This is a genomic window from Pseudomonas marginalis (genome assembly GCF_008692035.1).
GTDB classification, from domain to species: domain Bacteria; phylum Pseudomonadota; class Gammaproteobacteria; order Pseudomonadales; family Pseudomonadaceae; genus Aquipseudomonas; species Aquipseudomonas marginalis.
Map to the genome: position 1 here is coordinate 304,110 of NZ_VTFG01000002.1, position 16,182 is coordinate 320,291.

Sequence of the window (16,182 nt, forward strand, 5' to 3'; positions counted from 1 at the left end):
GCTCTGTGAACGTGGGAACGCGCATCGATCAGGCGATCTCGGCGACTACCGCCGCCAACGCCTTGGCCGGATCCGCCGCCTGGCTGATCGGACGGCCGATCACCAGGTAGTCGGAACCCGCGTCCAGTGCCTGGCGCGGGGTCAGGATGCGGCGCTGGTCGTCCTGGGCACTGCCCGCAGGGCGAATCCCCGGGGTCACCAATTGCAACGACGGATGGGCAGTCTTCAAGGCCTGGGCTTCCAGCGCCGAGCACACCAGGCCATCAAGGCCGGCTTTCTGCGCCAGGGCCGCCAGACGCAGCACCTGCTCCTGAGGCTCGATGTCCAGGCCGATGCCCGCCAGGTCCTCGCGCTCCATGCTGGTCAGCACGGTCACGCCGATCAGCAACGGCTTGGGGCCGCTGCGCTGTTCCAGCACTTCGCGGCAGGCGGTCATCATGCGCAGACCGCCGGAGCAGTGCACATTCACCATCCACACGCCCATCTCGGCCGCAGCCTTGACCGCCATGGCGGTGGTGTTGGGGATGTCGTGGAATTTCAGGTCGAGGAACACCTCGAAGCCTTTGTCACGCAGGGTGCCGACGATTTCCGCGGCGCAGCTGGTGAACAGTTCCTTGCCGACCTTGACCCGGCAAAGCCTGGGGTCCAACTGGTCAGCCAGCTTCAGTGCGGCGTCACGGGTGGGGTAATCCAGGGCGACGATGATAGGAGTCTGGCAGACGGACATTGGAATGGGCTCTCAGGCAAGTCGAAATCGGCGCGGATTGTAGCGCAAGCAGCGCCGTTGCGGGATCCGATGATCGGTAAATACTGACCAACCGCCATCAGCCGGGCATTCCAGATGACTATTTCAAAGCTGATACATTCATGACATGCCCACAACACGCCCTGCCGCTAGCCTCGCCCGCACGACCCACCGACCAGCACTACCAGCCATGGGGCTGGGCGCCTATGCTGAGCGCAACAACCAGGCAGATGATCGCACTATGCATACCCCTTCCGTCCCCGTGAACGACGAGCCCAAAGGCGCGGTGGTCGCCGATGACAAGCGCTGGAACACCCGTGCGCTGATCGTCGACGACGATGTGCCGATCCGCGAATTGCTGATCGACTACCTGGCACGCTTCAATATCCTCGCCACCGGCGTGACCGACGGCGCCGCCATGCGCCTGGCCATGCAAGCCGAAACCTATGATGTGGTGGTACTCGACCTGATGCTGCCGGGGGAAGACGGCCTGACCCTGTGCCGCTGGCTGCGCGCCGAATCGGATATCCCGATCCTGATGCTCACGGCCCGCTGCGAGCCCACCGACCGCATCATCGGCCTGGAACTGGGGGCCGACGACTACATGTCCAAGCCCTTCGAACCCCGTGAACTGGTAGCGCGGATCCAGACCATCCTGCGCCGGGTACGCGATGACCGCACCGAACAGCGCGCGAATATCCGCTTCGACAACTGGCGCCTCAACAGCGTGTTGCGTCAATTGGTGGCCGACGATGGCCTGGTGGTGCCGCTGTCCAACGCGGAATTCCGCCTGTTGTGGGTGTTTATCGAACGCCCGCGTCGGGTGCTGAGCCGGGAGCAGCTGCTTGATGCCGCCCGTGGCCGCTCGATAGAGGCCTTTGATCGCAGTATCGACTTACTGGTGTCGCGCCTGCGGCAAAAACTCGGGGATGACCCCAAGGCACCGCAGTTGATCAAGACCGTGCGCGGCGAAGGCTACCTGTTCGACGCCCGGGATATTGGCTGATGCGCGCGCCCTTCAACACGCTGTTCGGTCGGCTGTTCGGCGTGTTGCTGGTGGCGATTGTGCTGGCCCATGGGCTGGCGTTCTTCTGGTTTCACCACTACGGCCAACCGCCGCCGCCCCCTCCTGAGCGATTTATCGAGCAGCCGGACGGGACCATGACGCCGATGCGCGACAAGCACCCACGCCCCTGGTTTGGCGGCCCGGTGGTGCCCCTGACCTTTCAATTCGTCTCGTTGATTATCGCGGCCTGGTACGGTGCCAAACTGCTGAGCCGGCCGATACAGCGCCTGAGTGAAGCGGCGGAACGCTTGAGCCTGGACCTCGACAGCCCACCCCTCGATGAATCCGGCCCGAGGGAAGCACGACAGGCCGCCTCGACCTTCAACCTGATGCAAAGGCGCATTCGCGAGCAGGTCAGCCAACGCGCGCGCATGCTCGGCGCCGTCTCCCATGACCTGCGCACCCCGCTGTCACGCCTCAAGCTGCGCCTGGAGCAGATCGAGGACACCCGGCTGCAGGGCCAGATGCGCCAGGACCTGAACGACATGATCGGCATGCTCGACGCCACCCTGAGCTACCTGCACGAACAGCGCACCAGTGAAACCCGGCATTGGCTGGATGTGCAGGCGCTGGTGGAGTCCATGAGTGAAAACGCCCAGGACCAGGGCTCCGATGTGCAATGTGCGGGCAGCTGCCTGCCCTTGCAGGTGCAACCGATGGCCCTGCGCTCATGCCTCAACAACCTGATCGACAACGCCTTGCGTTATGCCGGCACAGCCCGCGTGGAGCTGGAGGACAGCCGCGAAGCGCTGGTCATCCGTGTGATCGACCACGGGCCGGGGATCGCGGTCGATAAGCGTGAGGCGGTGTTCGAGCCGTTCTACCGGCTGGAAGGCTCGCGTAACCGCAATTCCGGCGGCGTTGGCCTGGGCATGACCATTTCCAAGGAAGCCGCGGAGCGCCTGGGCGGCCGCCTGAGCCTGGAAGAGACCCCAGGCGGCGGCTTGACCGCCGTGATGTGGTTGCCCAGGGCTTAAAGGGGCTTGTCTTCACGCCGAACCTGGGCCTGGGTTGCGCTCCAATCCATCAGCAGGCTGTAGGCCACGGCCAGCAGGGTCGGGCCGATAAACAGGCCGATAAAGCCAAAGGCAATCAAGCCGCCGAAGACCCCGAGCAACACGATCACCAGCGGCAGGTTGCCGCCACGGCTGATCAGGTACGGCTTGAGCACGTTGTCCACGCCGCTGATGATGAACGTCCCCCACACGCCAAGGAACACCGCGTAGGTGTAGTCGCCTTTCCACGCCAGCCAGGCCGTGGCCGGGATCCATACCAGCGGCGGGCCCATCGGGATCAGGCTGAGCAGGAACGTCACGATCCCCAGTACCAACGCACCCGGCACGCCGGCGATCAGGAAGCCGATCAGTGCCAGCAGGGCCTGGGCGGCGGCAGTGCCGATCACACCGTTGACTACCCGCTGCACCGTACCGGCCACCAGTTCGATGTAGTAGCCGGCACGGTCACCGATCAGGCGCTCCAGCAAGCGATGCACGAACATCGCCAGACGCGGCCCGTCACGATAAAAAAAGAACACGAACACCAGGCTCAGGGTCAGTTCGAGGATGCCGCCGCCGATCTGCGCACTGCGCGCCAACAGCCAGTTACCCACCTGCCCCAGGTACGGCTTGAGGCTGACCATCAGCGCCGCGCCCTGCTCGTCGATGCTGTTCCACATACCGACCAGGCGTTCCCCCACAAAAGGAATCGCGCCTAACCAGGTTGGCGCCTCGGGCAGCCCATCGACCTGAATATCCTTGATCAACGCCACGGCATCGCGCACATGGTCCGCGAGATTGAACCCCAGCCATACCAGCGGCACCGCCACCAGCAACATCCAGCCCAGGGTCAGGATGCCGGCGGCCAGGGATTCACGGCCACCCAGCCAACGTGTCAGCAGCACCATCAGCGGCCAACTGGCAAACGCCAGCACCGCCCCCCAGAACAGCGCCGACCAGAACGGCGCCATCACCCAGAAGCTGGCACCAAACAGCACCAGCAGCAGGATTTGCACCAGCAGGCGATCGTTATTGAGCATGGGGTATCTCTAGAAAAGGCTGTAGGAAGAAAGCTTAGGCGAACAGCGCGGGTCCGTTCGCCCTGTTGCGGTCAGCGTATCAGATGCAGGTGCAGGCCTTGGGTTTCAGTGCTGCCGGTTTCCAGGCGCGCGGCACGCACGCCTTTGTCGACCAGGGCCTGGCGCCAGGCTTCGGCTTTCGGGCCGGTCAGACTGACGCGCAAGGTCGTATCGAGGTTCAAGCCCCGGGAAATCAGGGTCAGCCAGGTGTCGTCGGGGTCGCCGCCAAGCGCGGGGAAATCCAGCTCACCGGTGCTTTTGAGCTCGCGCAACAAGGTGGCCGAGGTCGGCAGCAGGTCGCCCAGCGGTGCGCCGGCATCCAACTGCTCCACATGCAGGTAGGCACGGCGGTTGCCTCGGGTGATGCCGTACATGGCCACCAGGGAGTTTTCCTGCGGGGCAGCCAGACGCAGCAGCAGGTATTCCTGCTGGCCGTCGGCCCCTACCAGCTTGGCATTACCGAACACTTCGTTGGCCCACAGGCTGCTTTCACCGCAATCGCGGGCCTGGCACCAGAACAACAACTGCGCGCCGTTGGCCTGCAACGCTTCGCGCGTCGACGTGAATGCAGCACTGGAGGTGTGTTCGGCAGGCAGTTCGTAGGTAATCGCTGTGGCTCGCCCACGGGCGGTGGCCTGGCCCTCGTAACGCAACTGGCCACTGATCTTGCGGATCGCCCCCATGGGGTAGATGCGTTCCTTTTCTTCAGCGGGACGGTAATCGACGATCTGTGCGTCGACCTGACGGGCCACGGCAGGCAGGTCCTGGCTTCCCGGCACATCGGCGGCGAACACCAAGGGGCTGAAACAGCACAGTCCGAGGGCACGTATACATCCTTTACGCAGGCTCATCGGATCGGTGAGCCCTGGCCATCGGAGGTCGCAGCAGTGTTGAGTTGGTTCATGGTTGACTCCCTTTCAATCCGCCCAGCCTCGGCAGTTGACCGCCCCAAGTCAAGGCGCGGAGAAGAACCGATTGAAACAGTCTGCAACAAGGACCGCACCGGGCTCATCATTCAGGTGTAAATGATGGCCACCCGGCAACGTGGTTACCGTAAAGGGTAGCTGGGAAAGCAATTCGGGATGTTTCGCCAACATGCCATCGGCGGCGACCACCAACTGCGCAGGGCAACCCACGCGGCGCACGAAAGCCATCGCCTGCTCATCGGTCAGGCGCATCGGCGAAGCCAGGGTCAGGCGACTGTCCGAGCGCCAGGTATAACCGCCCGGCACCGGCATCAAACCGCGCTGGGCCAGCAGCTCTGCGGCTTCACGGCTCACGGCGACCAGACCTTTCATGCGCGCCTCAACCGCCCGATCCAGGGTGGTGTAGACCGGCTTGCGCTTATCCTGCAGGTTCAATTGCGCCTGCAAGGCCATGCCCAGGCGCTCGGCCGCGTTCTCACCGCTGGCAGTGGGCGGGATCACGCCGTCAATCAAACCCAGGTGCGTCACCCGTTCCGGCAAGGCACCGGCCAGCACCAGGGACACGATGGCGCCGAGGGAGTGGCCGAGTAATGCAAAACGTTTCCAGCCCAGTTGCTCGGCAACGTGCAGCACGTCGTGGACGTAATCCCACAAGGCATAACCGGCACCTGTAGGACGATGCGCCGAATGCCCATGGCCGGCCATGTCCAGCGCCACGATACGTAAACCCGCAAGCTTCGGCGCCAGGCGTGCAAAGCTGTTGGCATTGTCCAGCCAGCCATGCAGGGCGATCACCGGCAAACCGTCCTCGGGGCCAAACAGATGGGCCGCCAACTCAATGTGCGGCAGGCTCAGGCGAACCTCTTCGACGGGTGTGCTCATGCGCAGCTGCGCTCCCGGGCTTCCCAGCGCGCGAACAGGGTCTTGATCAAGGTCGCGGTGTCCTGGGGGCGTTCGAGGGGAAACATATGGCCGCCGGGCATGGTGAGCATTTCGCCCATAGGCAGACGGTCGACACCGCTGGCGTGGTGACGCATCACCACGCGGCTCTGGCGACCGCGCACCACCGCCAGCGGCACTTTCAATTGGCGCACCTGGCCAGGGCTGGTGTGGGGCACGCCCCGGTAGATGCTGATTTCGGTGGCCGGGTCGAAACGCAGGCGCAGGCGATCACCCGCCTGGTACAGGCCGTGTTGCAGGTAGGCGTCGAAGCATTCCGGGTCAAAGCCTCGGAACAGGGTCTTGCCGGCAAAGTAGCTGCGTGCGGCGTCCAGGTCGCTGAACTCTTCACGACGGCCCAGGGTGCGCCCGGCCGGCGTGAGGCGGTCGATAAAACCGAAGCGCTTGGCGGCGCGGATCACCCAGCGGTCGGCGCGGGTCAATACCGGCGAATCGAGCATCACTACCCCGCGATACAGCTGCGGGCAGCGCAGGGCCGCGTGCAAATGCAGCACGCCACCCAGGGAATGGCCCACGCCCCAGACGGGCTGCGGTTGCTGCTCCAGATGATGGATCAACTCGTCCACCAGGTTCTGCCAGTTATCGTCCACTGGAAACCTGGGGTCGTGACCGTGCTGCGGCAAGTGAGCCACCGCATATTCCGGGGCCAGGGCGGCAAACAGCTTGCCGTAGGTGGCCGAGGGGAAGCCATTGGCGTGGGCAAAAAACACGTGCTGCGACATAGCGGATCCATCTGCAAAAACCGAGATTGATTGTCACCAGGCCCAAGCCCCACAGCAATGACTGTAACTGCCAGGAATGATGACACTCACGCCACACCTATCGCGCCGGAGGGGTTTCGCCCAAAGGCACCACGGCCATGGTCAGCCGTGAGACACAGTTGCACTTGCCGTCATCGGTGGTCAGGCGAATGTCCCAGACCTGGGTGGTGCGGCCGATATGGATCGCCTTGGCCACCGCCGTCACCCGCCCGCTGCGCACACCGCGCAGGTGATTGGCGTTGACCTCCAGGCCCACGCAATAGAACTTGCTCGGGTCGATGCACAAATAAGCCGCCACGGAGCCGACACTCTCGGCCAGTACCACCGACGCACCGCCATGCAGCAGGCCGTAAGGCTGGTGAGTGCGGTGGTCGACCACCATGCTGGCGGTGAGGGATTCGTCGTCGAAGCTTTCAAAACGGATGTCCAGCAGTTCACCGATGGTGTTTTTCTGGCCGGCATTGAGTTGTTCGATATTCGGTTGGGTGCGCCACAAGCTCATGGAATTGTCCTTATTGGTTTTATTACGACCCTAATCCTGCCACACAACTGCCTCGCTGCGCTCGCTCCAACGAAAAACGACGGACATAAGACCCGATCCTCTGTGACCCGGCGATAGCCTACGGATTCTTCACGCTGACCAGGCTCATCAACCCCGCCAGCGGGAAGTCGCCTTCAAGCTCCGCCAGGCTGGCGGTGGACATCGGCTGCGGCTGGCGCTGATGGCCATGCTGCAGAAAACTGATCAAGCTGCCGACCAGGGGCTGATGACTGACCAGCAGCACGTTGTCATCACTGTCGAGCTTGCTCAGGACCTCCAGCGGATTGCCCTCCGGCGTGAGCCAAGGCACCGTGCGGATATCCGGTTCAAAACCCAACGCGTCCCGCACCAGCTGTGCAGTCTGCTGCGCCCGCACGTACGGGCTGGCAATGATCGCGCTGAGCGGCTGGCCGATCAGGTGCGCCGCACTGCGCAACACCTCGGCGCGGCCATGTTCGGTGAGGTTGCGCTCGGCATCCGTGCGGGCATGCGCCTCGGCCTCACCGTGACGCAAGACCCACACCTTCATAGCTTCGGCTCCTCATCCCGCACCGGGTGCGGCGCCGGCGGCACGCTGTGGGCGGCTTCGCCCTCGGGAGCGCGAGGGGTTGGCCAGTCGGCGAACGGCCAGGGCTTCTGTTCGGTGTGGAAGCTGCCAAAGCGGCCGATCTGGGCAAGAAACTGGCTGAGGCTGTCGCCGAAGTTCATCAGGCCCAGGTTCGGCGCGCTGTAGACCAGGCGGTAGATCAACTGCACCACCACCAATGCGCCGAGCAGGAACTGCGCCACCTGCCACACCAGGGCAAACACCAGCATCCACAGGATGCGCAGGATAATGGACTCGTACTTGGGGGCTGCTTTCGGATCGTTCATGGCGCGTTCCTCAGTTGAAACCACTGGTGGAAATAAAGTCGACGTCGGTTTTGGGCTCGGCCCGCATCAGCAACTCGATGACCTGGGTCAAGGTGCGCCCTTCAAACAGGATCGCGTGCAACCCGGCGACCAGCGGCATGTACACGCCGACTTCCTGGGCCTTGGCCTTGAGCACCTTGAGGGTGTTGACCCCTTCGGCCACTTCGCCCAGGCGCGTCACCGCGTCTTCCAGGCTCAGGCCCTGGCCCAGGGCGAAACCCACCTGGTAGTTGCGGCTTTTCGGCGACGAGCAGGTGACGATCAAGTCGCCCACGCCGGCCAGGCCCAGGAAGGTCATGGGGTTGGCGCCCTGGTTCACCGCGAAGCGGGTCATTTCCGCCAGGGCACGGGTAATCAGCATGCTCTTGGTGTTTTCGCCCATGCCCAGCGCCACCGCCATGCCGGCGATGATCGCGTAGACGTTTTTCAGCGCCCCGCCCAGTTCCACGCCAAAGCGGTCGCCACTGGCGTATACGCGGAAGGTCCGGCCATGCAGCACCGCCTGGACGCGCTCGCACAACGCCTCATCCTCGCTGGCGATCACCGTGGCGGTCAGCGCGTGCTCGGCGACTTCCCGCGCCAGGTTCGGCCCGGACAGCACGCCAATGCGCGCCCGGGGGGCGATCTCGGCGAGGATTTCGCTCATCAGCTTGAAGGTCTGCGCCTCGATGCCCTTGGTCAGGCTGACCAGCAGCTTGCCCGCCAGGCGCTCGGCATGGGGCGCCAGCACCGCGCGCAAGGCGCTGGAAGGCAGCGCGACAAAGCACAGGTCGCAGTCCGCCAGGGTGGCCAACAGGTCGGTGACCGGCTCGACCGCCGGATGAATCTTGATGCCTTTAAGGTAACGAGGATTTTCGCGGTGTACGCGAATGGCCTCGGCCTGCTCGGGATCGCGCATCCACTGGCGCACCGCATGGCCGTTCTCGGCCAGCAGGTTAGCCACGGCGGTACCAAAACTTCCGCCTCCCAGGACCGCAATAGGGCGCTGTTCAGTCATATGCAATCCGTTAATCCATACCAGTGGCGATGGCGGCATTATACGGGGCGACCCGCTTGCGGCCAGCCCCCGTATCAAATCGTGGGCCTGTCGGGAAATGCCATGTCCGTGTAACGGAATTGCAAGGGCGACGACTGGCAAATAGCCTCGCCTCGGTTAACATGGGCGGCTATCCGTCATTATCAAGGCCATGTCGTGTATTTGGGCCCTCCTTCCCGTTCATCTCTACTGCTTATGCTGTTGTGCAGTGCACCTGCGCTGGCTGACGACCTGTTCCTCGACAGCCAGCCGCTGCCGCAGGTATTGACCGCCACGCGTCTCAAGCAATCGGCGGCCGCCGTGCCGGGCAGCATGACCGTGATCGACAGCGAGTTGATCAAGGCCAGCGGCGCAAGGGACATCAGCGAGCTGCTGCGCCTGGTGCCGGGGATGATGGTCGGCTACACCACCGGCAACCAGGCGGCGGTGAACTACCACGGCACCAGCGCCAGCGATGCGCGCCGCATGCAGGTATTGATCGACGGGCGTTCGGTGTACCGCGCCGGCCTGGCCACGGTGGACTGGAGCGACATTCCGGTAGCAATGGAAGACATCGAGCGCATCGAGGTCTTCCGCGGCCCCAACACCGTCAGCTACGGGGCGAATGCCTTGATGGCGGTGGTCAATATCCTCACGCGCTCACCGGCCAACAGCCATGGCTCACGGGTGAAGGTGATTCGCGGTGAGCGCGGTATCAATGACTTTTATGCCAGCCAGGGCGTGGGCTGGGAAACCGGCGATCTGCGCCTGTCGCTGTCCGGGCAACAGGACGATGGCTTTGACAGCGATGCCGCTGGCGCCGACCGCCGCGACGGCCGTCGCCTCAACCGCTTCAGCCTGGCAGTGAGCCAGACCTTGAACGCGCAACAGAGTATCGACTGGCAACTGAATGCCAAGGAAGGCACCAACCAGCGCCCTTATACCTACACCCCGGTATTCGCCGGGATTACCGAGGGCGGCGACAATTCCGACGTCACGGCCAAGGACTACGCCGGTTCCCTGCGCTGGAACTTTGATTTCAACCCCGAGCACAGCCTGTATATCCAAGGCTCGGCCCAGCAGTGGGACCGCCGGCAAATCTGGAAGGCCTGTGACGCCAAGGTCTCGTTCAGCCCCGAGCTGACCCAGTTGTGGCAGCTCAACCCCAACTATGCCGAACGGCTGGCCCGGCATATGGACACCTACAGCCAGGGCACCGCGCCACCGGGCAGCGCCGCCGAACAAGCCTTGGCCAACCAGGTACTGGACCAGTGGCGCAACGGCGCCAACCAGAGCGTCTGCGGCGACATCGACCAGAGCACCCGCGAAAGCCGCTACGATGTGGAAATCCAGGACACCCTCAGCCTGTCCGACAGCCTGCGCCTGGTCAGCGGCATGAATTACCGCTACGACCGCGCCGACTCCGATACCTACTTCAACGGCACCCTGGACGACACCACCTGGCGCCTGTTCGGCCAGTTGGAATGGCGCGCCAGTGAACATTGGCTGCTGCAAGGCGGCGCCATGTTCGAAGACACGCACCTGAGCGGCCATTCGCTGACGCCCAGGGTGGCGGTCAACTATTTGATCAACCCGCGCCACGGCTTGCGCGCGGTGTACTCGGAAGCCATCCGTTCGCCGGACATGTTCGAGAACAATGTCAACTGGAGCTACCGCGTCACCAACCTCAGCTCACCGACCTATGGGCAGAGTTCCGGACAGTACTTCGTGAAGACGCGAGGCCCGGGCAACCTCGACAAAGAACTGATGCGCTCGCGGGAACTGGGCTACAACGGCTTCTTTGCCGACATCGGGCTGAACATGGACGTGAAGGTGTTCTACGACGAAATCACCGACATGATCAGCTCGCCGCTGCGCAATAACCAGTACATTGCCAGCAACGCCAACAGCTCACGCTTCACCGGCGCCGAGTCCCAGTTCGACTGGCGCGTGAGCAACGCCGACCGCCTGCGGCTGACTTACGCGTATGTCGACGCCACCACCAGCAACCCACTGGACAAAGCGCAGACCGCGCGTAACAGTGGCTCGGCCGGCTGGTTGCGCGAATGGGGCCAAGGTTGGTCCAGCGCGCTGTTCTACTATGGCGACGACGCACTCAACCAATATCGTTTCGAACGGGTCGACCTGCGGGTGGCCAAGCGCATTGCCCTGGGCAAAGCCAACGTGGAGCTGGCCGGCATGTTGCAACAACGCCTCGATAACCAGCCCACCACCTGGGCCGACAACACTTACGACCATCGTCACGTACTCTACTTCAGCGCGGAGTTAGAGTTCTGACATGGGCGACTCGTCACGGATGACCTTCTTCTTTATCTATAGGCTGCGGCAACTTGCCGGGCTGCTGGCCGGCCTGTTGCTGTGCGCACCGGCGTGGAGCGCCGAGATCCTGCTGACCGCCGCCGAAGACGGCGCCGGGGTGCAGGCCTTTACCCAGGCGCTGGCCCGGCAACGCCCCGAAGACCGCGTCACCTTCACGTCCCTTGCGGCCTTGCCGGCACCCAGCCACCTGCCCGCCGGCACGCGCCTGATCCTGCTCGACCTGCCCGGCCTCGACTGGCGCCTGCGGGATACTCAAGGGCCGCCGACGCTGGTACTGCGCATCAGTCGGCTCCAAGCCCATCAGCGCCCGGACGCCTCACGGCACGCGCGGGTCAGCCTGTTGTGGAGCGACCCGCCGCTGGAGCGGCAGTTGCGCCTGATCAGCAGCGTCCTGCCCCAGGCACGGCGCATCGGCGTGCTCTACGGCACCGACAGCGAATTCCTGCTGCCCGAATTGCGCCAGCATGCGGCGGCCCTGGAGTTGGAGATCGTGCCGCAGCGCTGGGACAACACTAACGACAGTCGTCCGCTGCAAACCCTGTTCAGGAACAGCGACGTGCTGCTCGGCCTCGATGACCCGCAGCTGTACAACCCGAAGACCGCTAAAAACCTGCTGCTGAGCAGCTACGCCCAGCAATTGCCGCTGTTCGGGCCCAATGCAGGGTTTGTGCGCGCCGGCAGCCTCGCCAGCACCTACAGCGACCAGGAAGATTGGCTGGCGGTACTCGATCGTTTGCTCGACCAGCCGCCGGCCGCTTGGCCACGCGCGCTGTACCCCGAACGCTTCAAAGTCGTGGGCAACGCGCAGGTCGCACGCTCACTGGGCATCGAACAGGTGGACGAAGCCAGCGTCGCCGCCCGAATGGCCGAAGGAGAAAAACGCCCATGACCTTGCGTCGTCGTTGGGACATCAATACCCGCACCCAGCTCATCACCCTGGGCCCGGCGCTGTTGCTGACGTTGCTGTTGATCAGCTTCTTCACCTTCGTGCGTATCCAGGACCTGCGCCAGGAACTGGACCACACCGGCCAATTGATCGCCAACCAACTGGCACCGGCCACCGAATATGGGGTGATCTCGGGCAACAACGATGTGCTCGACAGCCTGCTGCGCGCCACGCTGGCGACGCCCCATGTGCGTTTCCTGGAGATTCAGGACAGCAGCGAAAATATCCTCGTGTACGTCGAGCAACCCGCGGAGAAACACGACCGCGCGCTGTCGGTCAAAGTGTTCCAGGCACCGATCCGCCTGCAGCATATCCAGTTGGGCAATGACTTTTTCCAGGACAACCTCAACGAACCCAAGGCCCCCCGCGCGGACTACCTGGGCCGGGTGATCGTCGGCATGTCCAATGACGCCTTCAGCCAGCGCCAGCAGGAGATCCTGTTCAAGGCCGGTATCCTCGCGCTGTTCGCCCTGCTGTTTACGTTCCTGCTCGCCCGGCGCCTGGCGGCGAGCCTGTCGCAACCGATCAGCGCCATGGGCAATGCGGTCAAGGCCATCCAGCAGGGCGACTACAAGACGCCGCTGCCGATTGTGGATGACTCGGAGCTGGGCGACCTGTCGCGGCATATCAACAACCTCGCCGAAGGCCTCAACCAGGCCAGCCGCGAACAACAGCAGGCCATGGCCCAGTTGATCCAGACCCGCGAAGAGGCCGAACGGGCCAACAACGCCAAGTCAGACTTCCTGGCCATGATGAGCCACGAACTGCGCACGCCGATGAACGGCGTACTGGGCATGCTGCAACTGCTGGAAACCACCGAAATGACCGAGGAACAGACCGAATACGCGGCGCTGGCCTCCGAATCCACCGAGCATTTGCTCAAGGTGATCAACGACATTCTCGACTTCTCGCGCATCGAACGCGCGGCCCTGGAGCTGGAACATATCCCCTTCAACCTGGCCGACCTGATCAACAGTTGCGCCCAGGCCTTCCAGCACAGCGCCCAGCAGCGCGGGCTGGCACTCAAGCTGCCGATCCCGCCCGGCATGGACGCACTGCGGGTACAGGGCGATCCGACGCGGATCCGCCAGATCCTGGTGAACCTGATCGGCAATGCCTTGAAGTTCACCGAACACGGCACCGTCAGCGTCGAGCCCCACTGGCAGGTGCTCGACCATGAGTTGGTGTGGTTCACCTGCACCGTGCGTGACAGCGGCATCGGGATTTCCGCCGAGCGCCTGGAATTGATGTTCGATGCGTTCCAGCAGGCCGACAGTTCCATTTCAAGACGTTACGGCGGTACCGGTCTCGGGCTGCCCATCGCCCGTACCCTGGCCGAACGCATGGGAGGCACGCTGCGCGCGCAGAGCGAAGAAGGCCGTGGCTCGGTGTTTACCCTGGAGATCCCGCTGGCCATCGACCCCCACAGCCAGCCGTCGATCGCCCTGGATGCCGAGGGCAAGCACAGCGCCGGGGAGGGTCGCCATGTGTTGCTGGTGGAGGACAATCCGGTCAACCGCACCGTGGTCGAAGCCATGCTGCGCAGCCTGGGCTTTGAAGTCAGCCTGGCCACCGATGGCGCCGAGGCGATCCGCAGTGCCGAGAGCCTGATCTTCACCGCGATCCTGATGGATTGTCGCCTGCCCCTGATCGACGGTTATGAAGCCACCCGGCAGATTCGCCAACTGCCCGGCTGCGCCGGCCTGCCGATCATCGCCCTGACGGCCAACGCCTTGCAGGGCGACCGGGAAGCCTGCCTTGCGGCCGGAATGAACGATTACCTGGCCAAGCCGTTCAAACGCACGGATCTGCAGCAAATCCTGCAGCGCTGGGTGCAATAGCGGCGCGCCATCAGCCAACTCCGACTGGCGTGAAAGACGAAAGTGCGGCAGTCTTAGGCACCCGAACGGGCCCATAAACAGGCTCGGTTTAAAATTTCAGTGAACAAGTGTACATTCAGTACCTTGCCGCTGTGACTTTCACTACAACGCAATAGTCTATGTGTAGGCTGCCGACATGAGGCATGAACGCTTCATTCGGTTCGGGAAGATTTGCCCTACCCTGCCGCATGGGATTATTGAGGAGCTCGCATGACCAAACAAAACGCCTTTACTCGGGAAGACCTGCTGCGCTGCAGTCGCGGTGAGCTGTTCGGCCCAGGTAACGCGCAACTGCCCGCCCCGAACATGCTGATGGTGGATCGCATCACCCATATCAGCGAAGAGGGTGGCAAGTACGGCAAAGGTGAATTGGTCGCCGAGCTGGATATCACCCCGGACCTGTGGTTCTTCGCCTGTCACTTCGAAGGTGACCCTGTCATGCCGGGCTGCCTGGGCCTCGACGCCATGTGGCAACTGGTCGGCTTCTACTTGGGCTGGCAAGGCCTGCCAGGCCGTGGCCGCGCCCTGGGTTCGGGTGAAGTGAAGTTCTTTGGCCAGGTCCTGCCGACCGCCAAGAAAGTCACCTACAACATTCAAATCAAGCGCGTCCTCAAGGGCAAGCTGAACCTGGCCATCGCCGACGGTTCGGTGACTGTCGACGGTCGCGAGATCTATACTGCCGAAGGCCTTCGGGTCGGCGTATTTACTTCCACTGACAACTTTTAAGGGTTATCCGCATGCGCCGCGTCGTTATCACTGGTCTGGGCATTGTTTCTTGCCTGGGCAATGACAAAGAGACCGTCACCGCTAACCTGCGTGCAAGTCGCCCTGGCATCCGCTTCAACCCGGAATATGCCGAAATGGGTCTGCGTAGCCAGGTTTCCGGCTCCATCGACCTGCCCCTCGAAGAACTGATCGATCGCAAGATCTATCGCTTCGTGGGCCACGCTGCCGCCTACGCCTACCTGGCCATGAAAGACGCAATCGCCGACTCCGGCCTGAGCGAAGACCAGGTATCGAACGTACGCACCGGCCTGATCGCCGGCTCCGGCGGCGCATCGACCCTCAACCAGATGGAAGCGCTGGACATCCTGCGCGAAAAAGGCGTGAAGCGCGTTGGCCCGTACCGTGTCACGCGGACCATGGGCAGCACCGTTTCGGCCTGCCTGGCCACGCCATTCCAGATCAAGGGCGTGAACTACTCGATCTCCTCCGCATGCGCCACCAGTGCACACTGCATCGGCACCGCCGTCGAGCAGATCCAACTGGGCAAGCAGGACATCGTCTTCGCCGGCGGCGGCGAAGAAGAACATTGGAGCCAGTCGTTCCTGTTCGACGCCATGGGTGCCCTGTCCACCCAGTACAACGAAACCCCGGAAAAAGCCTCCCGCGCCTACGATGCCAAGCGTGACGGTTTCGTCATCGCCGGCGGTGGCGGCATGGTGGTGGTCGAGGAGCTGGAGCACGCCCTGGCCCGTGGCGCCAAGATCTACGCGGAAATCGTTGGCTACGGCGCTACTTCCGATGGCTACGACATGGTTGCGCCAAGCGGTGAAGGCGCCATCCGTTGCATGCAGATGGCCATGTCCACCGTGGACACCCCGATCGACTACCTGAACACCCACGGCACCTCGACTCCGGTCGGCGACGCCAAGGAAATGGAAGGTGTACGCGCGGTGTTCGGCGACAAGGCACCGGCCATCAGCTCCACCAAGAGCCTGTCGGGTCACTCCCTGGGCGCCGCCGGCGTTCACGAAGCGATCTACTGCCTGCTGATGATGGAAGGCAACTTCATGGCCGGCTCGGCCAACATCGACGAGATCGACCCGGTCGTCGCCGATATGCCGATCCTGACCAAGACGGTTGAAAACGTCAAAGTCGACACCGTGATGAGCAACAGCTTCGGCTTCGGTGGCACTAACGCCACCCTGGTGCTGAAACGCTGGCAGGGTAAGTAAGCCCCGCAGGTTGATCACCTGAAAAAGCCCCGACTGGTTCGGGGCTTTTTTATGGGCG

The 16,182-nt window shown here is 63.3% G+C and carries 16 protein-coding genes; 7 read left to right on the plus strand and 9 right to left on the minus strand.

Annotated features, from left to right (window positions below; translation table 11 throughout):
* Window positions 1-28: 28 nt before the first annotated feature.
* Window positions 29-727 (minus strand): orotidine-5'-phosphate decarboxylase, encoded by a 699-nt coding sequence (gene pyrF, locus FX984_RS21320; protein ID WP_065924510.1) that lies wholly within the window; start codon window positions 725-727, stop codon window positions 29-31.
* Window positions 728-986: 259 nt separating this feature from the next.
* Between pyrF and FX984_RS21325 the strand changes: the two genes are divergently transcribed.
* Window positions 987-1,751: a response regulator gene (locus tag FX984_RS21325; protein WP_065939996.1), complete on the plus strand. Its 765-nt coding sequence runs from the start codon at window positions 987-989 to the stop codon at window positions 1,749-1,751.
* Window positions 1,751-2,788: a sensor histidine kinase gene (locus tag FX984_RS21330; protein WP_146478054.1), complete on the plus strand. Its 1,038-nt coding sequence runs from the start codon at window positions 1,751-1,753 to the stop codon at window positions 2,786-2,788. The genes FX984_RS21325 and FX984_RS21330 overlap by 1 nt, the downstream gene beginning before the upstream one ends.
* Here the strand turns inward: FX984_RS21330 and FX984_RS21335 are convergent.
* The 8 genes from FX984_RS21335 to FX984_RS21370 all read right to left on the minus strand — a co-directional run bounded on the left by FX984_RS21335 (window position 2,785) and on the right by FX984_RS21370 (window position 8,982).
* Window positions 2,785-3,846, minus strand: a complete 1,062-nt coding sequence (locus FX984_RS21335) for an AI-2E family transporter (protein ID WP_092490328.1) — start codon at window positions 3,844-3,846, stop codon at window positions 2,785-2,787. The genes FX984_RS21330 and FX984_RS21335 overlap by 4 nt on opposite strands.
* A 71-nt stretch (window positions 3,847-3,917) precedes the next feature.
* Entirely contained in the window at window positions 3,918-4,736 is an 819-nt protein-coding gene (locus FX984_RS21340; protein WP_027607080.1) for a DUF4892 domain-containing protein, read from the minus strand.
* A gap of 102 nt (window positions 4,737-4,838) precedes the next feature.
* The gene (locus tag FX984_RS21345) at window positions 4,839-5,693 is read right to left on the minus strand and encodes an alpha/beta hydrolase (protein WP_027607079.1); all 855 of its coding nucleotides are present in this window, start codon (window positions 5,691-5,693) and stop codon (window positions 4,839-4,841) included.
* The gene (locus FX984_RS21350; RefSeq protein ID WP_027607078.1) at window positions 5,690-6,493 is read right to left on the minus strand and encodes an alpha/beta fold hydrolase; all 804 of its coding nucleotides are present in this window, start codon (window positions 6,491-6,493) and stop codon (window positions 5,690-5,692) included. The genes FX984_RS21345 and FX984_RS21350 overlap by 4 nt, the downstream gene beginning before the upstream one ends.
* 97 nt (window positions 6,494-6,590) lie before the next feature.
* Entirely contained in the window at window positions 6,591-7,034 is a 444-nt protein-coding gene (locus FX984_RS21355) for a hotdog fold thioesterase (protein ID WP_027607077.1), read from the minus strand.
* A gap of 118 nt (window positions 7,035-7,152) precedes the next feature.
* Window positions 7,153-7,602 carry a phosphohistidine phosphatase SixA gene (sixA, locus tag FX984_RS21360; protein WP_108574510.1) on the minus strand — a complete coding sequence of 150 codons (450 nt, stop codon included), beginning with the start codon at window positions 7,600-7,602 and terminating at the stop codon, window positions 7,153-7,155.
* Window positions 7,599-7,946, minus strand: coding sequence for a DUF4389 domain-containing protein (locus tag FX984_RS21365; protein ID WP_027607075.1), 348 nt, complete (start codon window positions 7,944-7,946; stop codon window positions 7,599-7,601). The genes sixA and FX984_RS21365 overlap by 4 nt, the downstream gene beginning before the upstream one ends.
* A gap of 10 nt (window positions 7,947-7,956) precedes the next feature.
* Window positions 7,957-8,982 carry an NAD(P)H-dependent glycerol-3-phosphate dehydrogenase gene (locus tag FX984_RS21370; protein WP_146478056.1) on the minus strand — a complete coding sequence of 342 codons (1,026 nt, stop codon included), beginning with the start codon at window positions 8,980-8,982 and terminating at the stop codon, window positions 7,957-7,959.
* 195 nt (window positions 8,983-9,177) lie between these two features.
* On the opposite strand from FX984_RS21370, the gene FX984_RS21375 reads away from it, so the two are divergent.
* The 5 genes from FX984_RS21375 to fabB all read left to right on the plus strand — a co-directional run bounded on the left by FX984_RS21375 (window position 9,178) and on the right by fabB (window position 16,124).
* Window positions 9,178-11,298: a TonB-dependent receptor plug domain-containing protein gene (locus FX984_RS21375; protein ID WP_319805411.1), complete on the plus strand. Its 2,121-nt coding sequence runs from the start codon at window positions 9,178-9,180 to the stop codon at window positions 11,296-11,298.
* A 1-nt stretch (window position 11,299) separates the two neighbouring features.
* Window positions 11,300-12,229 carry an ABC transporter substrate-binding protein gene (locus tag FX984_RS21380; RefSeq protein WP_146478057.1) on the plus strand — a complete coding sequence of 310 codons (930 nt, stop codon included), beginning with the start codon at window positions 11,300-11,302 and terminating at the stop codon, window positions 12,227-12,229.
* Window positions 12,226-14,127, plus strand: coding sequence for an ATP-binding protein (locus FX984_RS21385; protein WP_146478060.1), 1,902 nt, complete (start codon window positions 12,226-12,228; stop codon window positions 14,125-14,127). Before FX984_RS21380 ends, FX984_RS21385 begins: the two co-directional genes overlap by 4 nt.
* 249 nt (window positions 14,128-14,376) lie before the next feature.
* Complete coding sequence (gene fabA, locus FX984_RS21390) at window positions 14,377-14,892, plus strand: 3-hydroxyacyl-[acyl-carrier-protein] dehydratase FabA (RefSeq protein WP_003210552.1); 516 nt, start codon at window positions 14,377-14,379, stop codon at window positions 14,890-14,892.
* An 11-nt stretch (window positions 14,893-14,903) separates the two neighbouring features.
* The gene (gene fabB, locus FX984_RS21395) at window positions 14,904-16,124 is read left to right on the plus strand and encodes a beta-ketoacyl-ACP synthase I (protein WP_027607070.1); all 1,221 of its coding nucleotides are present in this window, start codon (window positions 14,904-14,906) and stop codon (window positions 16,122-16,124) included.
* Window positions 16,125-16,182 lie beyond the last annotated feature (58 nt).